Origin of the sequence: Pseudomonas sichuanensis (genome assembly GCF_024749065.1) — a bacterium.
Taxonomy (GTDB): domain Bacteria; phylum Pseudomonadota; class Gammaproteobacteria; order Pseudomonadales; family Pseudomonadaceae; genus Aquipseudomonas; species Aquipseudomonas sichuanensis.
On record NZ_CP087185.1, the window covers coordinates 1,024,945 to 1,041,779 of the forward strand.

15 protein-coding genes are annotated in these 16,835 nt (G+C 62.7%); 11 read left to right on the forward strand and 4 right to left on the reverse strand.

Annotated features, from left to right (window positions below; translation table 11 throughout):
* The first annotated feature begins 296 nt into the window (after positions 1 to 296).
* The 4 genes from LOY51_RS04790 to cysN all read left to right on the forward strand — a co-directional run bounded on the left by LOY51_RS04790 (position 297) and on the right by cysN (position 4,582).
* Positions 297 to 1,055: a Nif3-like dinuclear metal center hexameric protein gene (locus LOY51_RS04790; RefSeq protein ID WP_125857524.1), complete on the forward strand. Its 759-nt coding sequence runs from the start codon at positions 297 to 299 to the stop codon at positions 1,053 to 1,055.
* A 213-nt stretch (positions 1,056 to 1,268) separates the two neighbouring features.
* Positions 1,269 to 2,186, forward strand: a complete 918-nt coding sequence (gene cysD, locus LOY51_RS04795; RefSeq protein WP_110991645.1) for a sulfate adenylyltransferase subunit CysD — start codon at positions 1,269 to 1,271, stop codon at positions 2,184 to 2,186.
* A 99-nt stretch (positions 2,187 to 2,285) separates the two neighbouring features.
* Entirely contained in the window at positions 2,286 to 2,627 is a 342-nt protein-coding gene (locus LOY51_RS04800; protein ID WP_258644943.1) for a four helix bundle protein, read from the forward strand.
* 53 nt (positions 2,628 to 2,680) lie between these two features.
* Complete coding sequence (gene cysN / locus LOY51_RS04805) at positions 2,681 to 4,582, forward strand: sulfate adenylyltransferase subunit CysN (RefSeq protein WP_125462691.1); 1,902 nt, start codon at positions 2,681 to 2,683, stop codon at positions 4,580 to 4,582.
* Between the two features lie 191 nt (positions 4,583 to 4,773).
* On the opposite strand, the gene LOY51_RS04810 is transcribed toward cysN, so the two are convergent.
* A complete protein-coding gene (locus tag LOY51_RS04810; RefSeq protein WP_125857526.1) occupies positions 4,774 to 5,253 on the reverse strand; it encodes an Lrp/AsnC family transcriptional regulator in 480 nt (159 codons plus the stop codon).
* A 127-nt stretch (positions 5,254 to 5,380) separates the two neighbouring features.
* On the opposite strand from LOY51_RS04810, the gene LOY51_RS04815 reads away from it, so the two are divergent.
* Both LOY51_RS04815 and mdeB read left to right on the forward strand, forming a co-directional pair.
* The gene (locus LOY51_RS04815; protein WP_110991642.1) at positions 5,381 to 6,577 is read left to right on the forward strand and encodes a methionine gamma-lyase; all 1,197 of its coding nucleotides are present in this window, start codon (positions 5,381 to 5,383) and stop codon (positions 6,575 to 6,577) included.
* A 24-nt stretch (positions 6,578 to 6,601) separates the two neighbouring features.
* A complete protein-coding gene (gene mdeB, locus LOY51_RS04820; protein ID WP_125857527.1) occupies positions 6,602 to 9,292 on the forward strand; it encodes an alpha-ketoglutarate dehydrogenase in 2,691 nt (896 codons plus the stop codon).
* A 142-nt stretch (positions 9,293 to 9,434) separates the two neighbouring features.
* Here mdeB and LOY51_RS04825 read toward each other — a convergent pair whose 3' ends face one another.
* Complete coding sequence (locus tag LOY51_RS04825) at positions 9,435 to 9,872, reverse strand: Z-ring associated ZapG family protein (protein WP_110991640.1); 438 nt, start codon at positions 9,870 to 9,872, stop codon at positions 9,435 to 9,437.
* Positions 9,873 to 10,007: 135 nt separating this feature from the next.
* Here LOY51_RS04825 and LOY51_RS04830 point away from each other — a divergent pair, with 135 nt between their 5' ends.
* The 3 genes from LOY51_RS04830 to zapE all read left to right on the forward strand — a co-directional run bounded on the left by LOY51_RS04830 (position 10,008) and on the right by zapE (position 13,307).
* Positions 10,008 to 10,643 (forward strand): alpha/beta hydrolase, encoded by a 636-nt coding sequence (locus LOY51_RS04830; RefSeq protein WP_125462708.1) that lies wholly within the window; start codon positions 10,008 to 10,010, stop codon positions 10,641 to 10,643.
* Positions 10,644 to 10,667: 24 nt separating this feature from the next.
* Positions 10,668 to 12,017 carry a tryptophan--tRNA ligase gene (locus LOY51_RS04835; protein WP_125857528.1) on the forward strand — a complete coding sequence of 450 codons (1,350 nt, stop codon included), beginning with the start codon at positions 10,668 to 10,670 and terminating at the stop codon, positions 12,015 to 12,017.
* A gap of 195 nt (positions 12,018 to 12,212) precedes the next feature.
* Positions 12,213 to 13,307 (forward strand): cell division protein ZapE, encoded by a 1,095-nt coding sequence (gene zapE, locus LOY51_RS04840; RefSeq protein WP_110991637.1) that lies wholly within the window; start codon positions 12,213 to 12,215, stop codon positions 13,305 to 13,307.
* A gap of 114 nt (positions 13,308 to 13,421) precedes the next feature.
* Here zapE and LOY51_RS04845 read toward each other — a convergent pair whose 3' ends face one another.
* Complete coding sequence (locus tag LOY51_RS04845) at positions 13,422 to 14,318, reverse strand: GlxA family transcriptional regulator (protein ID WP_178125866.1); 897 nt, start codon at positions 14,316 to 14,318, stop codon at positions 13,422 to 13,424.
* Positions 14,319 to 14,580: 262 nt separating this feature from the next.
* Positions 14,581 to 15,621: an NADP(H)-dependent aldo-keto reductase gene (locus tag LOY51_RS04850; RefSeq protein WP_258644947.1), complete on the reverse strand. Its 1,041-nt coding sequence runs from the start codon at positions 15,619 to 15,621 to the stop codon at positions 14,581 to 14,583.
* 257 nt (positions 15,622 to 15,878) lie between these two features.
* Here LOY51_RS04850 and rplM point away from each other — a divergent pair, with 257 nt between their 5' ends.
* Both rplM and rpsI read left to right on the forward strand, forming a co-directional pair.
* Positions 15,879 to 16,307, forward strand: a complete 429-nt coding sequence (gene rplM / locus LOY51_RS04855; RefSeq protein WP_008097538.1) for a 50S ribosomal protein L13 — start codon at positions 15,879 to 15,881, stop codon at positions 16,305 to 16,307.
* Between the two features lie 14 nt (positions 16,308 to 16,321).
* Entirely contained in the window at positions 16,322 to 16,714 is a 393-nt protein-coding gene (rpsI, locus tag LOY51_RS04860) for a 30S ribosomal protein S9 (protein ID WP_003260797.1), read from the forward strand.
* The last annotated feature ends 121 nt before the right edge of the window (positions 16,715 to 16,835 follow it).

Genomic DNA, 16,835 nt, shown 5'->3' on the forward strand with positions numbered 1-16,835 from the left:
ATCCTGGGAGTAGGGCGGGGGCCACATCGGTGCGGCCCAGGGTGCGAGCGCGCGCGATCATACACGTGAACAAGTCGATCGGCACGGTTGAAACCGCAGTGACTGCTTCGCGGGTAAACCCGCTTCCACAGAGATCACACCAACCCTGTGGGAGCGGGTTTACCCGCGAAGGGCAGCACCGCAGGCTTGCCCCCAAGCACTTGTCGCCGGTTTCCCCTGCGCCGGCAACGGCCCATAATGGCGGCCATTATAGGGCTTCGTACCCTGGTGCAATGTCGATTTCGAGGAGATTTTTCATGGCCGTCGCCCTCAATACCCTGGTCGAGGAAGCCGAGCGCTACCTGGCCAGTGCAAAAATTCAGGATTACTGCCCCAACGGCCTGCAGGTCGAGGGCCGTCCGCAGGTCAGCCGCATCGTTACGGGGGTCACCGCCAGCCAGGCACTGCTCGATGCCGCCGTCGAGGCCGAGGCCGACCTGGTGCTGGTCCACCACGGTTACTTCTGGAAAGGTGAAAACCCTTGCATCACCGGCATGAAGCAGCGCCGCCTGAAGACCTTGCTCAAGCACGACATCAGCCTGCTGGCCTACCACCTGCCGCTGGACCTGCACCCCGAAGTAGGCAACAACGTGCAGTTGGCGCGCCAGCTGGACATCACCGTCGAAGGCCCGCTGGACCCGAACAACCCCAAGGTGGTGGGCCTGGTCGGCTCGTTGGCCGAGCCTGTGTCGGCGCGTGATTTCGCCCGTCGGGTGCAGGAGGTCATGGGCCGTGAGCCGCTGGTGATCGAGGGTGAGCAGATGATCCGCCGGGTCGGCTGGTGCACCGGCGGCGGTCAGGGCTACATCGATACCGCCATCGCGGCGGGGGTGGACCTGTTCCTCAGCGGCGAGGCGTCCGAGCAGACCTTCCACAGTGCACGGGAGAACGGCATCAGTTTCATCGCCGCCGGGCACCATGCCACCGAGCGCTATGGCGTGCAGGCATTGGGTGATTACCTGGCCCGGCGGTTTGCGGTCGAGCACCTGTTCATCGATTGCCCGAATCCGATCTGATGGTCCTTTCGCGGGGCAAGCCCGCTCCCACGCCAGCAAAAGACGGCGTGGGAGCGGGCTTGCCCCGCGATGCTTTTTGGCCCAAACCCCCAGTCATATCGTTAGATTGTTTCGATCTAGGCGGCCTCCTAAATAGAATCAGGTGCTGTGATAAAGTGGCTCGCTCGAACACGGCCCGCAGGCCGTCCATAAGATCGTTTTTCGTGAGTAGCCATGGTCGACAATCTGACGCACTTGAAACAGCTGGAGGCGGAGAGCATCCATATCATCCGCGAGGTGGCCGCCGAGTTCGACAACCCGGTGATGCTGTACTCGATCGGCAAGGATTCCGCGGTCATGCTGCACCTGGCGCGCAAGGCCTTCTTCCCGGGCAAGCTGCCGTTCCCGGTGATGCACGTCGACACCCAGTGGAAGTTCCAGGAGATGTACAGCTTCCGCGACAAGATGGTCGAGGAGATGGGCCTGGAGCTGATCACCCACGTCAACCCTGAGGGTGTGGCGCAGGGCATCAACCCGTTCACCCATGGCAGCTCCAAGCACACCGACATCATGAAGACCCAGGGCCTGAAACAGGCGCTGGACAAGCATGGTTTCGACGCCGCCTTCGGTGGCGCGCGCCGCGACGAAGAGAAGTCTCGCGCGAAAGAGCGCGTGTATTCGTTCCGCGACAGCAAGCACCGCTGGGACCCGAAGAACCAGCGCCCGGAGCTGTGGAACATCTACAACGGCAAGGTCAACAAGGGCGAGTCGATCCGTGTGTTCCCGCTGTCCAACTGGACCGAGTTGGACATCTGGCAGTACATCTACCTCGAAGGCATCCCGATCGTGCCGCTGTACTTCGCCGCCGAGCGTGAAGTGATCGAGAAGAACGGCACCCTGATCATGATCGACGACGAACGCATCCTCGAGCACCTCTCCGAGGAAGAGAAGGCGCGCATCGTCAAGAAGAAAGTGCGTTTCCGTACCCTGGGCTGCTACCCGTTGACGGGTGCGGTCGAGTCCGAAGCCGAGACCCTGACGGACATCATTCAGGAGATGCTCCTGACCCGCACGTCCGAGCGCCAGGGCCGCGTCATCGACCACGATGGTGCAGGCTCGATGGAAGACAAAAAACGCCAAGGCTATTTCTAAGCTTCAAGTTACAAGCGGCAAGCTGCAAGACAGAAGCAGAACGCGTAGCTTCTGAAATTTGTGGTTTGTCGCCTGCTCTGCGGGCCGGGAGCGCTCGCAGTGGATTTTGAGAAGTTGATGGTTTGGCAGAGAAGCAAGGATCTTGCGGTTGGGATGTATCAGGCTTTTGCCGATTGCCGAGACTTTGCGTTCAAGTCTCAAATCACGCGTTCTGCAGTCTCGGTACCTTCCAACATTGCGGAGGGCATGGAGCGGCAGTCATGTCGAGAAAAGGTCTGGTTCCTAAACGTAGCAAAAGCATCCTGTGCGGAATTGCGTACGCAATTGATCATCGCTGGTGAAATTGGATACGTGCCTGCTGAATCGGCTAACGACTGGATTAATGAAACCCGTGAGCTCTCCAGGATGCTTGCAGGGTTGATCAACAAAATTTCTAACTAGCTGTACGCCGACAAGCTTGCTGCTTGAAGCTTACAGCTTGGAGCTTGAATGCAATGAGTCACCAATCTGATCTGATCAGCGAGGACATCCTCGCCTACCTGGCCCAGCATGAGCGTAAAGAGCTGCTGCGCTTCCTCACCTGCGGCAACGTGGACGACGGCAAGAGCACCCTGATCGGGCGCCTGCTGCACGACTCCAAGATGATCTACGAGGACCACCTCGAGGCCATCACCCGCGACTCGAAGAAATCCGGCACCACCGGCGAGGAAGTCGACCTGGCGCTGCTGGTGGATGGCCTGCAGGCCGAGCGCGAGCAGGGCATCACCATCGATGTCGCCTACCGCTACTTCTCCACCGCCAAGCGCAAGTTCATCATCGCCGACACCCCGGGCCACGAGCAGTACACCCGCAACATGGCCACCGGCGCCTCGACCTGCGACCTGGCGATCATCCTGGTCGATGCCCGCTACGGCGTGCAGACCCAGACCCGCCGGCACAGCTACATCGCCTCGTTGCTGGGCATCAAGCACATCGTCGTCGCGGTCAACAAGATGGACCTCAAGGGCTTCGACGAGCAGGTCTTCGAGTCGATCAAGGCCGACTACCTGAAGTTCGCCGAGAGCATCAACCTCAAGCCATCGAGCCTGCACTTCGTGCCGATGTCGGCGCTCAAGGGCGACAACGTGGTCAACCGCAGCGAGCAATCGCCGTGGTACACCGGCCCGGTGCTGATGGAAATCCTCGAGTCCGTCGAGATCGCCGCCGACCGCAATGTCACCGACCTGCGCTTCCCGGTGCAGTACGTCAACCGCCCGAACCTGAACTTCCGCGGCTTTGCCGGCACCATCGCCGGTGGCGTGGTGCACAAGGGCGACGAGATCGTCGTGCTGCCGTCGGGCAAGAGCAGCCGGGTCAAGTCCATCGTCACCTTCGAAGGTGAGCTGGAGAACGCCGGCCCTGGCCAGGCAGTGACCTTGACCATGGAAGACGAGATCGACATCTCCCGTGGCGACCTGCTGGTGCATGCCGACAACGTGCCGCAGGTGACCGACCAGTTCGACGCCATGCTGGTGTGGATGGCCGAGGAGCCGATGCTCCCGGGCAAGAAATACGACATCAAGCGCGCCACCAGCTACGTGCCGGGCTCGATTGCCAGCATCACCCACAAGGTCGATGTGAACACCCTCGAGCAGGGCGCCGCCAGCGCGCTGCAGCTGAACGAGATCGGTCGCGTCAAGGTCGCCCTGGACAGCGCCATCGCCCTGGATGGTTATGACAGCAACCGCACCACTGGTGCGTTCATCGTCATCGACCGCCTGACCAACGGCACCGTCGGCGCCGGCATGATCATCGCGCCGCCGGTACTGCCCCACGGCAGCGCCGGCCAGCATGGCAAGCTGGCCCACGTGGCCACCGAAGAGCGCGCCCTACGCTTTGGCCAGCAGCCGGCCACCGTGCTGTTCAGCGGCCTCTCCGGCGCCGGCAAGAGCACCCTGGCCTATGCGGTGGAGCGCAAGCTGTTCGACATGGGTCGTGCTGTCTACGTGCTCGATGGCCAGAACCTGCGTCACGACCTGAACAAGGGCCTGCCGCAAGACCGCGCCGGCCGCACCGAGAACTGGCGCCGCGCCGCCCATGTGGCGCGCCAGTTCAACGAAGCCGGCCTGCTGACCCTGGCCGCCTTCGTTGCCCCGGACGCCGAAGGCCGCGAGCAGGCCAAGGCGCTGATCGGCAAGGAGCGCCTGGTGACCGTCTACGTCCAGGCCTCGCCGCTGGCCTGCCGCGAGCGTGACCCGCAGGGCCTGTATGCCGCCGGTGGCGACAACATCCCGGGCGAGAGCTTCCCGTACGACGTGCCGCTGGATGCGGACCTGGTGATCGACACCCAGTCGGTCAGTGTCGATGAAGGCGTGAAGCTGGTGCTGGATGTGCTGCGTCAGCGTGGGGCGATCTGATCCGTCGTCGTGCATGAAAAACCCGCTTCGGCGGGTTTTTTCTTTTGTGGACGGTGTGCCTGTGGGAGCGGGTTTTGAGTTCGGCGCGGTCCTGTGGGAGCGGGCTTGCCCCGCGATCATGGACGAAGTCCATGCCATGCGAAGCGGTTGCCTGGGCTGGCTTTATCGCGGGGCAAGCCCGCTCCCACGCTCTAGATATGCTTTTCCGTAACGGGGATGACTCTGCGCTCCTTCACCGCCTTGTACGAAAAACTCGAATAGATCTCTTTCACCCCTGGCAACCGCTGCAGCACCTCCCGGGTGAATTCGCCGAACGACTCCAGATCGCGCGCCAGGATCTCCAGCAAGAAGTCATAGCGCCCGGAAATGTTGTGGCAGGCGACGATCTCGGGGATTTCCATCAGCCGCCTCTCGAACGCCAGGGCGATCTCCTTGGTGTGCGAGTCCATCATGATGCTGACGAAGGCGGTGACCCCAAAACCCAGCGATTTGGGCGACAGAATAGCCTGGTAGCCGGTGATGTAGCCGTTGTCCTCCAGCAACTTGACCCGCCGCCAGCACGGCGAAGTGGTCAGGGCGACCTGGTCGGCAAGTTCGGAGACGGTCAGGCGCGCGTTATCCTGCAGGGCGGAGAGCAGGGCGCGGTCGGTGCGGTCGAGGGTCGAAGGCATGATTTGCCCTCCTGGTTAACCATTTATTGTTTTTATTCCAATACTGGCCCGATTGCGTGGGCAACTTTGGAAAAATTGCAGCAGCTCGGTGGCATAAGCTTATAACAAACCACACGAGGCTGTTGCCATGCGCGACTCCAATAACAACACCGGTTTTTCCACGCGAGCGATCCACTACGGCTACGATCCGCTGTCCCATGGCGGCGCCCTGGTGCCGCCGGTCTACCAGACCGCCACCTTCGCTTTTCCGACCGTCGAATACGGTGCTGCCTGCTTTGCCGGCGAAGAGGGTGGGCACTTCTACAGCCGAATCTCCAACCCGACACTGGCCTTGCTGGAGCAGCGCATGGCGTCGCTCGAAGGCGGCGAGGCCGGGCTGGCGCTGGCTTCGGGCATGGGCGCCATCACCTCCACCTTGTGGACCTTGCTACGCCCGGGGGATGAACTGATCGTCGGCCGCACCCTGTATGGCTGCACCTTTGCCTACTTGCACCACGGCATCGGTGAGTTCGGTGTGAAGATCCAGCATGTCGACCTCAACGACCCGCAGGCGCTAAAAGCCGCGATCACCGCGAAAACCCGGATGATCTACTTCGAGACCCCGGCCAACCCCAACATGCAGTTGGTGGATATCGCCGCCGTGGCCGAGGCCGTGCGTGGCCACGACATCAGCATCGTGGTCGACAATACTTACTGCACCCCTTATCTGCAGCGCCCTCTGGAACTGGGCGCTGACCTAGTGGTGCACTCGGCGACCAAATACCTGTCCGGCCACGGCGACATCACCGCCGGCCTGGTGGTCGGGCGCAAGGCCTTGGTCGACCGCATTCGCCTGCAAGGGCTCAAGGACATGACCGGCGCGGTGCTGTCGCCCCATGACGCTTCGCTGCTGATGCGTGGCATGAAGACCCTGGCCCTGCGCCTGGACCGCCATTGCGCCAATGCGCAGCGGTTGGCCGAGCACCTTGCCCGCCAGCCACAGGTCGAGCTGATTCATTACCCAGGCCTGCCGTCGTTCCCTCAGTACGCATTGGCGCAACGGCAGATGCGCCTGCCGGGTGGGATGATCGCCTTCGAGCTCAAGGGTGGCATCGAGGCCGGGCGCCGATTCATGAATGCATTGCAGCTGTTCAGCCGGGCGGTGAGCCTGGGTGACGCCGAGTCGCTGGCCCAGCACCCGGCGAGCATGACCCACTCCAGCTACACCCCCGAGGAGCGGGCGCACCATGGTATTTCCGAGGGGCTGGTGCGGTTGTCGGTGGGGCTCGAAGACATCGACGACTTGCTGGCCGATATCGACCAGGCCCTGAAGGCCTGTGCCTGAACTGCCACGGAAGAGGCTTGCGCGATGGTAGCGATGATGAACCCGAACGCGCCGTTTACGGCCCACGATGCTGCGTTGGACAGCGACCCGGCGGAAACCGCCGAATGGTGCCAGGCCCTGGAATCCAGCCTGGCCCATTGCGGCCCGGCGCGGGCGCGCTACCTGCTGCAGCGCCTGCAGGCCCATGCCCTGGAGCTGGGCCTTGAGCGCGAGGCCCAGGCGTTTTCCGCCTACCGCAATACCTTGCCGGTGGAGCAGCAGGGGGCCTACCCCGGCGACCTGGAGCTGGACGAGCGGATCACCGCTATCCTGCGCTGGAACGCCCTGGCCATGGTGGTGCGGGCCAACCATGCCTATGGCGAACTGGGCGGGCATATCGCCAGCTACGCCTCGGCGGCGGAGATCTTCGAGGTCGGTTTCCAGCACTTCTTCCGCGGCGAAAGCGGCGGCGAGGGGCGCACGGGCGACCTGGTGTTCTTCCAGCCGCACTCGGCGCCGGGCATTTATGCCCGGGCGTTTCTCGAGGGGCGTTTGAGCGAACAGCAACTGGCCAACTACCGCCAGGAGGTCGCGGGCAATGGCCTGTGCTCTTATCCACACCCCTGGCTGATGCCCGACTTCTGGCAATTCCCCACCGGCTCCATGGGCATCGGCCCGCTCAGTGCGATCTACCAGGCGCGCTTCATGCGCTACCTGCAGCATCGTGGCCTGCTGGACACCTCGGCGCGGCATGTGTGGGGCGTGTTCGGTGACGGCGAGATGGACGAGCCGGAGTCCATCGCCGGCCTGACCTTGGCTGCCCGTGAAGAGCTGGACAACCTGACCTTCATCGTCAACTGCAACCTGCAGCGCCTGGATGGCCCGGTGCGTGGCAACGGCCAGATCGTCCAGGAGCTGGAAGCGCTGTTCAGCGGTGCCGGCTGGAATGTGATCAAGGTGCTGTGGGGCTCGGAGTGGGACGCGCTGTTCGCCCGCGACCACGAGCACGCGTTGCTGCGCCAGCTGGCGGCAACACCCGATGGCCAGTTCCAGAACCTGGGCGCCAAGGATGGCAGCTACAACCTCGAGCATTTCTTCAACCAGGACCCGGCCTTGCAGCGCCTGGTGGCGCATATGAGCAGCGAGCAGATCAACGCCCTCAAGCGCGGCGGCCATGACTTTCGCAAGCTGCACGCGGCCTATGCCGCCGCCAAGGCGTGCAAGGGCCGGCCGACGGTGATCCTGGCCAAGACCAAGAAGGGCTACGGCATGAGCAGCGCCGGTGAGTCACGGATGACTGCGCACCAGGCCAAGAAGCTGGATGTGCAGGCGCTGTTGGCATTCCGCGATCGTTTCCACCTGCCACTGTCGGACGATGCGGTGGAGCAACTGCGCTTCTATCGCCCCGCCGAGGACAGCCCGGAGATGGTCTACCTGCGCCAGCGCCGGGCAGCTCTTGGCGGCCCTCTGCCGATGCGCCGCAGCGACTGTGCCACGCTGCCACTGCCGGCGCTCGATGCCTTCGCAGGTTTCGCCCTGCAGGCCGACGGCAAGGAAATGTCCACCACCATGGCCGCCGTGCGCCTGCTCGGCCACTGGCTCAAGGCGCCGGGGCTGGGGCCGCGTGTGGTGCCGATCGTCGCCGATGAGGCGCGAACCTTCGGCATGGCCAGCCTGTTCCGCCAGATTGGTATCTACTCACCGGCGGGGCAGTGCTACGAGCCTGAGGATGCCGGTTCGCTGCTGACGTACAAGGAGGCGCGCGACGGGCAGTTGCTGGAGGAGGGCATTACCGAAGCCGGGGCGATTTCGTCCTGGGTCGCGGCCGCCACTTCGTATGCGGTGCACGGCGAGCCGATGTTGCCGGTGTACATCTATTACTCGATGTTCGGTTTCCAGCGTGTCGGCGACCTGATCTGGGCCGCCGCCGACCAGCGCGCCCGTGGCCTGTTGCTGGGCGCCACTGCCGGGCGCACCACGCTCGGCGGCGAGGGGTTGCAACACCAGGATGGCTCGAGCCTGGTCATGGCTTCGATGGTGCCCAACTGCCGGGCCTGGGATCCGTGCTTCGCCGGGGAGCTGGCGGTGATCCTCGACCATGCCGCACGGCGCATGCTGGTGGAACAATGCGATGAGTTCCATTACGTGGCGGTCATGAACGAAAACTATCCACAGCCATCGCTACCGCCTGGCGTGCACGGCGATGTGTTGCGCGGCATGTACCTGCACGCACGGCAGCAATCAGTGAAGCCGCGAGCCCAGGTGCGGCTGCTGGGTTCGGGGGCGATCCTGCGTGAGGTGATCAAAGCCAGTGAACTGCTGGCGACCGAATGGCAGGTCGACAGCGAGGTGTTCAGTGTCACCAGCTTCAGTGAGCTGGCCCGGGAGGCCAGGGATCAGCGTCGGGCGGCGATAGCTGGAGATGAGGAGGGCAGCCATGTGCGGCGCTGCCTCGAAGGCGATGCGCCGGTGATTGCCGCCAGTGACTATGTGCGCGCCTGGCCGCAGTTGATCGCCGAGTATGTCGATGCGCCTTACATCACCCTGGGCACCGATGGCTTCGGCCGCAGCGATAACCGTCAGCACCTGCGGCGGTTCTTCGAGGTGGATCGGTTTGCGGTGGTGATGGCGGCGTTGTATGGGCTGGTGCGGCAGGGGCGGTTGCCAAGAGAAGTGTTGGGGCAGGCCAGGGCGCGGTACGCGATCGTGGATGATGAGGCAGCCTGGTACCGCTGATGTATTGCCGGTGCTGGCCAGATCGCGGGGCAAGCCCGCTCTCACGCCATGCCCTGTCGGCGTGGGAGCGGGCTTGCCCCGCGATGGTGAGCGCGACTCCCACAAAAAAGGCCTCTTTCGAGGCCTTCTTCATGTCATCCGATCAACGCTTGAGGCCGTAGCTCTCATCCAGCATGCCCGGCGAGTTAGGTGCCTTGGGCGCATAGTCACGCGGCACTTCGGCGGTGTCTTTCGGTGGCGTGAGGCGGTCACGTGGTGCTTGCGCCGCTTCCGAATGCAGGGCGGCCAGCAGGCGCTGGCGGGTCAGCTCGTCGAGTGCCAGGCGATTGGCGCCGTCGGCCAGGTGGTCCTGCACGTCCTGGTAGCTTTGCGTGAGCTTCTGCACCAGCGAGGCGGTGCTGTTGAAGTGGGTGACCACTTCGTTCTGATAGGTGTCGAAACGCTGCTGGATGTCATCCAGTTGGCGTTGAGTATTGCTGGGCGCCGCATTGGGCAGCAGGCGGGCCAGCGCGAAACCTGCAACGACACCGATGACCAGGGCCAGGGTCGGCAGCAACCAAACAAGGAGCGAGTGTTCCACGAGTCCTTCCTCTATAAACGGCTTTGCTTTACGTTAACGGCTCAGACCTGCGCTGTATACCGCGAGCAATCGCAAATCAGAACAGAATTCCTTTGCTAGACGAGTCGACCCTCCCCGAGGTCACGGAGTAGTGCCTTGCTTATCCGCGAAACACCCTTGTTCATCGATGGCCCGTGCGGCCAGTTGGAAGCCTTGTACCTGGACGTGGCCGAGGCCCGTGGCGCGGTGCTGATCTGCCACCCCAACCCGGTCCAGGGCGGCACCATGCTCAACAAGGTGGTCTCGACTCTGCAACGTACTGCCCGGGACGCCGGCTACGTCACCCTGCGCTTCAACTACCGCGGTGTCGGCCAGAGCGCCGGCAGCCATGACATGGGGGCCGGTGAAGTGGCCGACGCCCAGGCTGCCGCGGCCTGGCTGCGCGAGCAGCACCCGCAACTGCCGTTGGTGCTGATGGGCTTCTCCTTCGGTGGCTTCGTCGCCGCCAGTCTGGCCGGGCGCCTGGAAGCCGACGGCATCGCGTTGCAGCAGCTGTTCATGATCGCCCCGGCGGTGATGCGCCTGAGCGAGCAGTTCCCGATGCCTGAGCGGGTCACACTGACGGTCGTGCAGCCGGACACCGACGAAGTGGTCGAGCCGCAGCTGGTCTACGATTGGTCCGCCGCCCTGTCGCGCCCCCATGAGCTCCTGAAAGTGGCAGAATGCGGACACTTCTTCCATGGCAAGCTGACCGATCTGAAGGATCTGCTGCTGCCGCGCCTTTCGAACTGAGCAAGCCTGAACAAGCGAACACCCATGACTACGCGCATCCTCACCGGTATCACCACCACCGGCACCCCGCACCTGGGCAACTACGCCGGCGCCATCCGCCCGGCTATCCTCGCCAGCCAGCAGCCCGGTGCCGACTCGTTCTATTTCCTGGCCGACTACCACGCCCTGATCAAGTGCGACGACCCGCTGCGCATCCAGCGTTCGCGCCTGGAGATCGCCGCCACCTGGCTGGCCGGCGGCCTGGACCCGGACAAGGTGACTTTCTACCGTCAGTCCGACATCCCCGAGATCCCCGAACTGACCTGGCTGCTGACCTGCGTTGCCGCCAAGGGCCTGCTCAACCGCGCCCACGCCTACAAGGCGTCGGTGGACAAGAACGTCGAAAACGGTGAAGACCCGGACGCCGGCGTGACCATGGGGCTGTTCAGCTACCCGGTGCTGATGGCTGCCGACATCCTGATGTTCAACGCGCACAAGGTGCCGGTCGGCCGCGACCAGATCCAGCACGTGGAGATGGCCCGCGACATCGGCCAGCGCTTCAACCACCTGTTCGGCCAGGGCAAGGACTTCTTCGCCTTGCCGGAGGCGGTGATCGAGGAAAGCGTGGCCACCTTGCCGGGCCTGGACGGGCGCAAGATGTCCAAGAGCTACGACAACACCATCCCGCTGTTCACCAGCGCCAAGGACATGAAGGACGCGATCTCGCGCATCGTCACCGACTCGCGCGCCCCGGGCGAAGCCAAAGACCCGGACAATTCGCACCTGTTCACCCTGTTCCAGGCCTTCTCGACGCCGGCGCAATGCGCCGAGTTCCGCGAAGAGCTGCTCCAGGGCCTGGGCTGGGGCGAGGCCAAGCAGCGCCTGTTCCAGCTGCTTGACGGCCAGCTGGCCGAGAAGCGTGATCACTATCATCAGTTGATCTCGCGCCCGTCGGACCTGGAAGACATCCTGCTGGCCGGTGCCGCCAAGGCGCGCAAGAGCGCCACGCCGTTCCTCGAGCAGCTGCGCGAGGCGGTGGGCTTGCGTTCGTTCCGTACCAGCGTGCAGACCAACACCGAAGTGAAGAAAAAGGCCGCCAAGAGCGCGCGTTTCGTCAGCTTCCGTGACGAAGACGGCAGCTTCCGCTTCCGCTTGCTGGCCGCCGATGGCGAGCAACTGCTGCTGTCGCGTCGCTTTGCCGATGGCAAGAGCGCAGGTGCGGTAAGCAAGCAGCTGCAGCAAGGTGGCGAGGCCGATGTGCGGGTCGAGGGCTTGAGCTTCAGCCTGTGGCTGGAAGGCGAGCAGGTGGCCGAGGGGCCGCAGTTCGACAGCGCCGAGGCCCGTGACGCGGCGGTCCAGAGCCTGCGCGAAGCGCTGCAACCCGCCCAGGAGTAAGGGCTTTCGTGGGAGCGGGCTTGCCCCGCGATCTGCGTTGGAGCATGCAACGATGCTTAGTTTTCCGACGCTATCGCGGGGCAAGCCCGCTCCCACGAGGTTGATTCCTGCGCGCATTGGTCGCATGTATCATTGCCATTAAGCGGGCCGGTCGCTACAGTGACGGCCCGTTTTTTGTTGCCTCGCTAACGAATTATGACTCCCTTAGAACGCTATCAAGCCGATCTGAAACGCCCCGACTTCTTCCATGACGCGGCGCAGGAAACTGCGGTGCGTCACCTGCAGCGTCTGTACGACGATCTGGTACACGCGCAGAACAACAAGCCGGGCGTGTTCGGCAAGCTGTTCGGCAAGAAGGAGCAGACCCCGGTCAAGGGCCTGTACTTCTGGGGTGGGGTAGGGCGAGGCAAGACTTACCTGGTCGACACCTTCTACGAGGCGCTGCCGTTCAAGCAGAAGATGCGCACGCACTTCCACCGCTTCATGAAGCGTGTGCACGAGGAGATGAAAACCCTCAAGGGCGAGAAGAACCCGCTGACCATCATCGCCAAGCGTTTCAGCGATGAAGCCCGGGTAATCTGCTTCGACGAATTCTTCGTCTCGGACATCACCGATGCGATGATCCTCGGCACCCTGATGGAAGAGCTGTTCAAGAACGGCGTGTCGCTGGTGGCCACCTCCAACATCGTCCCGGACGGCCTGTACAAGGACGGCTTGCAGCGTGCGCGCTTCCTGCCGGCCATCGCCATGATCAAGCAGTACACCGATGTGGTGAACGTCGACAGTGGTGTGGACTATCGTCTGCGCCACCTTGAGCAGGCCGAACTGTTCCACTACCCGCTCAACGATGCCGCCCACCAGAGCCTGCGTGCGAGCTTCAAGGCGTTGACGCCGGAGTGCACCCAGGCGGTCGAGAACGACGTGCTGATGATCGAGAACCGCCCGATCACCGCCCTGCGTACCTGCGACGACGTAGCCTGGTTCGACTTCCGTGCCCTGTGCGACGGCCCGCGTAGCCAGAACGACTACATCGAGCTGGGCAAGATCTTCCATGCCGTGCTGCTGAGCAACGTCGAGCAGATGGGGGTGGCTACCGATGACATCGCCCGGCGCTTCATCAACATGGTCGACGAATTCTACGACCGTAACGTGAAGCTGATCATCTCGGCTGAGGTGGAGCTCAAGGACCTGTATACCGGCGGTCGCCTGAGCTTCGAGTTCCAGCGCACCCTGAGCCGCCTGCTGGAGATGCAGTCCCACGAGTTCCTGGCGCGGGCGCACAAGCCCTGAAGGCAGCGGCAAGCTTCAAGCTGCAAGCCACAAGAAAAAGCCAGAGCAGATCGCGTACTGCTCTGGCTTTTTTGCTTTTTCTTGCAGCTTGAAACTTGCCGCTGCAGGAGGCCTTCAGGCCTCCTGCATGAACTGCTGGCGATACTGGTTCGGCGACAGTTCGGTGTGCTGGCGGAACAGCCGCGCGAAGAAGCTCGCGTCGTCGTACCCCACCTCATAGCTGATGGTCTTGATGCTCTTGCGCGAGCTCGACAGCAAGCCCTTGGCCGTCTCGATGCGCAGGCGCTGCAGGTAGTGCAGCGGCTTGTCACCGGTGGCGCTCTGGAAGCGGCGCATGAAGTTGCGGATGCTCATGCCGTGGTTGCGGGCCACGTCCTCGAAGCGGAACTTGTCGGCGAAGTGCTCTTCGAGCCAGTGCTGGATCTGCAGGATGATCAGGTCCTGGTGCAGTTTCTGCCCACCGAAGCCCATGCGCCCGGGCGTGTAGCTGCGCTGCACTTCGTAGAGGATGTCGCGGGCCACTGCACGGGCCACGTTGGCGCCGCAGAAACGCTCGATCAGGTAGATATACAGGTCGCAGGCCGAGGTGGTGCCACCGGCGCAGTAGAGGTTGTCGGCGTCGGTCAGGTGCTTGTCCTGATTCAGCCGCACCTTGGGGAAGCGCTCCTCGAAGCTGCCGAAGAACCGCCAGTAGGTGGTCGCCTCCTTGCCGTCCAGCAGCCCGGATTCGGCCAGCCAGAACACGCCGCTGGCCTCGGCACACAGCACTGCGCCGCGGGCGTGCTGCGCGCGCAGCCAGGGCAAGACCTGAGGGTAGCGTTGCAGCAGGTTGTCGAAATCGTCCCAGAAGGCCGGGAGGATGATCACATCGGCATCGTTCAGGCCGCTGTCGACCGGCAGCTGCACATTGCTGAAACTGTCCACGGGCAGGCCGTCCGGGCTCACCAGGGCGATCTCGAACATCGGCTGCAGGCCGAGGCCCAGTTGCTTGCTGTAGCGCAGGCTGGCCAGGTGGAAGAAGTCCTTGGCCTGCATCAGTGTCGAAGCGAACACTTTATCAATGGCCAGGATGCTGACGCGCCGCAGCGACGCGGGGGGTTGGGTAAACATCATTGTCATTGTTCTTATAGGGTAGAGTGGTCAATCACCGGCTGGATCGTCTTATGTTTTGGGGCGAGCTGCAAGCTTCAAGCTGCAAGCCACAAGAAAAAGCCAATCAATACGCGATCTGCGCTTTTTCTTGTGGCTTGCAGCTTGAAGCTTGCAGCTGCTTTCACGGCGCTGGATTCGGCTGCTCCTGATGGATTGCCTCGATTGCCGCCAGCAGTTCATCGCTCAGATTCAGGCCCTGGCTATCAATGTTGCTCTGCAACTGCTCGAGGTTGGTCGCACCGATGATATTGCTGGTCACGAAGGGTTGCCGGGTGACGAACGCCAGGGCCATCTGCGCCGGGTCCAGGCCGTGGTCGCGGGCCAGCTGCACATAGCGGCTGCAGGCCGCCACGGTCTGCGGATTGGAGTAACGGGCGAAGCGGCTGAACAGGGTCAGGCGGGCGTTTTCCGGGCGGGTGCCGTTTTCGTACTTGCCCGAGAGCATGCCGAAGGCCAGCGGTGAGTAGGCCAGCAGGCCGCACTGCTCGCGGATCGCCACTTCCGCCAGGCCCACTTCGAAGCTGCGGTTGAGCAGGTTGTAGGGGTTCTGGATCGACACCGCCCGCGGCCAGCCACGGGCCTCGGCCAGTTGCAGGAACTTCATGGTGCCCCACGGGGTTTCATTGGACAGGCCGATATGGCGGATCTTGCCGGCGCTCACCTGCTCGTCGAGCACTTCGAGGGTTTCTTCGAGCGGCGTGAACATGTCGTTGGGCAGGTGCTGGTAGCCCAGCTTGCCAAAGAAATTGGTGCTGCGTTCGGGCCAGTGCAGTTGGTACAGGTCGATATGGTCGGTTTGCAGGCGCGCAAGGCTTGCATCGAGTGCGGCAACGATGTGCTGGCGGTTGTGCTTGAGCTGGCCATCGCGGATGTGGCTGATGCCGTTGCCGGGGCCGGCCACCTTGCTGGCCAGCAACCAGTCGTCGCGATCGCCGTTGGCCCGGAACCAGTTACCGATGATGCGTTCGGTGGCGGCATAGGTTTCCGGGCGCGGCGGCACCGGGTACATCTCGGCGGTGTCGATGAAGTTGATGCCGGCGGCCTTGGCCAGCTTGATCTGGGCGAAGGCGTCATCCTGGGTGTTCTGCTCGCCCCAGGTCATGGTGCCCAGGCAAAGGGCGCTGACGTTGAGGTCGGTACGACCGAGCTTGCGGTATTCCATCGAAAGGACGCTCCAGGCAAAGAAGCCCATAAAAGCAGGTTGAAATTTTTCGCGCAATCTGGATAATTCTGCAGCTCTTCGCGTGGCGGAAGTGATGCACCACCACGAATGAAGAACCTTTGTCGAACATTGGCGTGCCCGACCCGAGCCCCCAAAAGCGTCAGCGTTCGGCTGCGCGTTTGCCCTTGGCAAGCCGTGCACTATCCAGTAAGATTCGCCGTCTATTTTTCGCTGGGCGGCCTCTGAGGCTTTAGAGAATGAAAACTTTTACTGCTAAACCGGAAACAGTAAAGCGCGAGTGGTTCGTAGTCGACGCCGCTGGTCAGACCCTGGGTCGTCTGGCTACCGAAATCGCTAGCCGCCTGCGTGGCAAGCACAAGCCAGAATACACCCCTCACGTTGATACCGGCGACTACATCGTCGTCATCAACGCCGAGCAGATTCGTGTGACTGGTGCCAAGTCTTCCGACAAGATGTACTACTCCCACTCCGGCTTCCCGGGCGGTATCAAGGAAATCAACTTCGAGAAGTTGATCGCCAAGGCCCCTGAGCGTGTTATCGAAACCGCGGTCAAAGGCATGCTGCCGAAGAACCCGCTGGGTCGCGACATGTACCGCAAGCTGAAAGTGTACGCGGGTGCTGCTCACCCTCACACTGCTCAGCAGCCTCAAGAACTGAAGATCTAACGGGATAGTTCATTATGTCGGCGACTCAAAACTACGGCACTGGCCGTCGCAAGACCGCAACCGCTCGCGTTTTCCTGCGTCCTGGTACCGGTAACATCTCCATCAACAACCGTTCTCTGGACGTGTTCTTCGGCCGCGAAACCGCTCGCATGGTTGTTCGCCAGCCGCTGGAACTGACCGAGACCGTTGAGAAGTTCGACATCTACGTCACCGTTTCCGGTGGTGGTGTCAGCGGTCAGGCCGGTGCGATCCGCCACGGTATCACCCGCGCCCTGATGGAATACGACGAAACCCTGCGTGGCGCTCTGCGTCGTGCTGGCTACGTCACCCGCGACGCTCGTGAAGTCGAGCGTAAGAAAGTGGGTCTGCGTAAAGCGCGTAAGCGTCCTCAGTACTCCAAGCGTTAATTTCGCTTCGGCAGTCGAAGAAGCCCGGTTCCTTTGGAACCGGGCTTTTTTTATGGCTTGAACTAACCTGTCAGCAGTCGGTGGGCACTTGTCGTATAGACGCAGATCAAGCAAAGCGAGG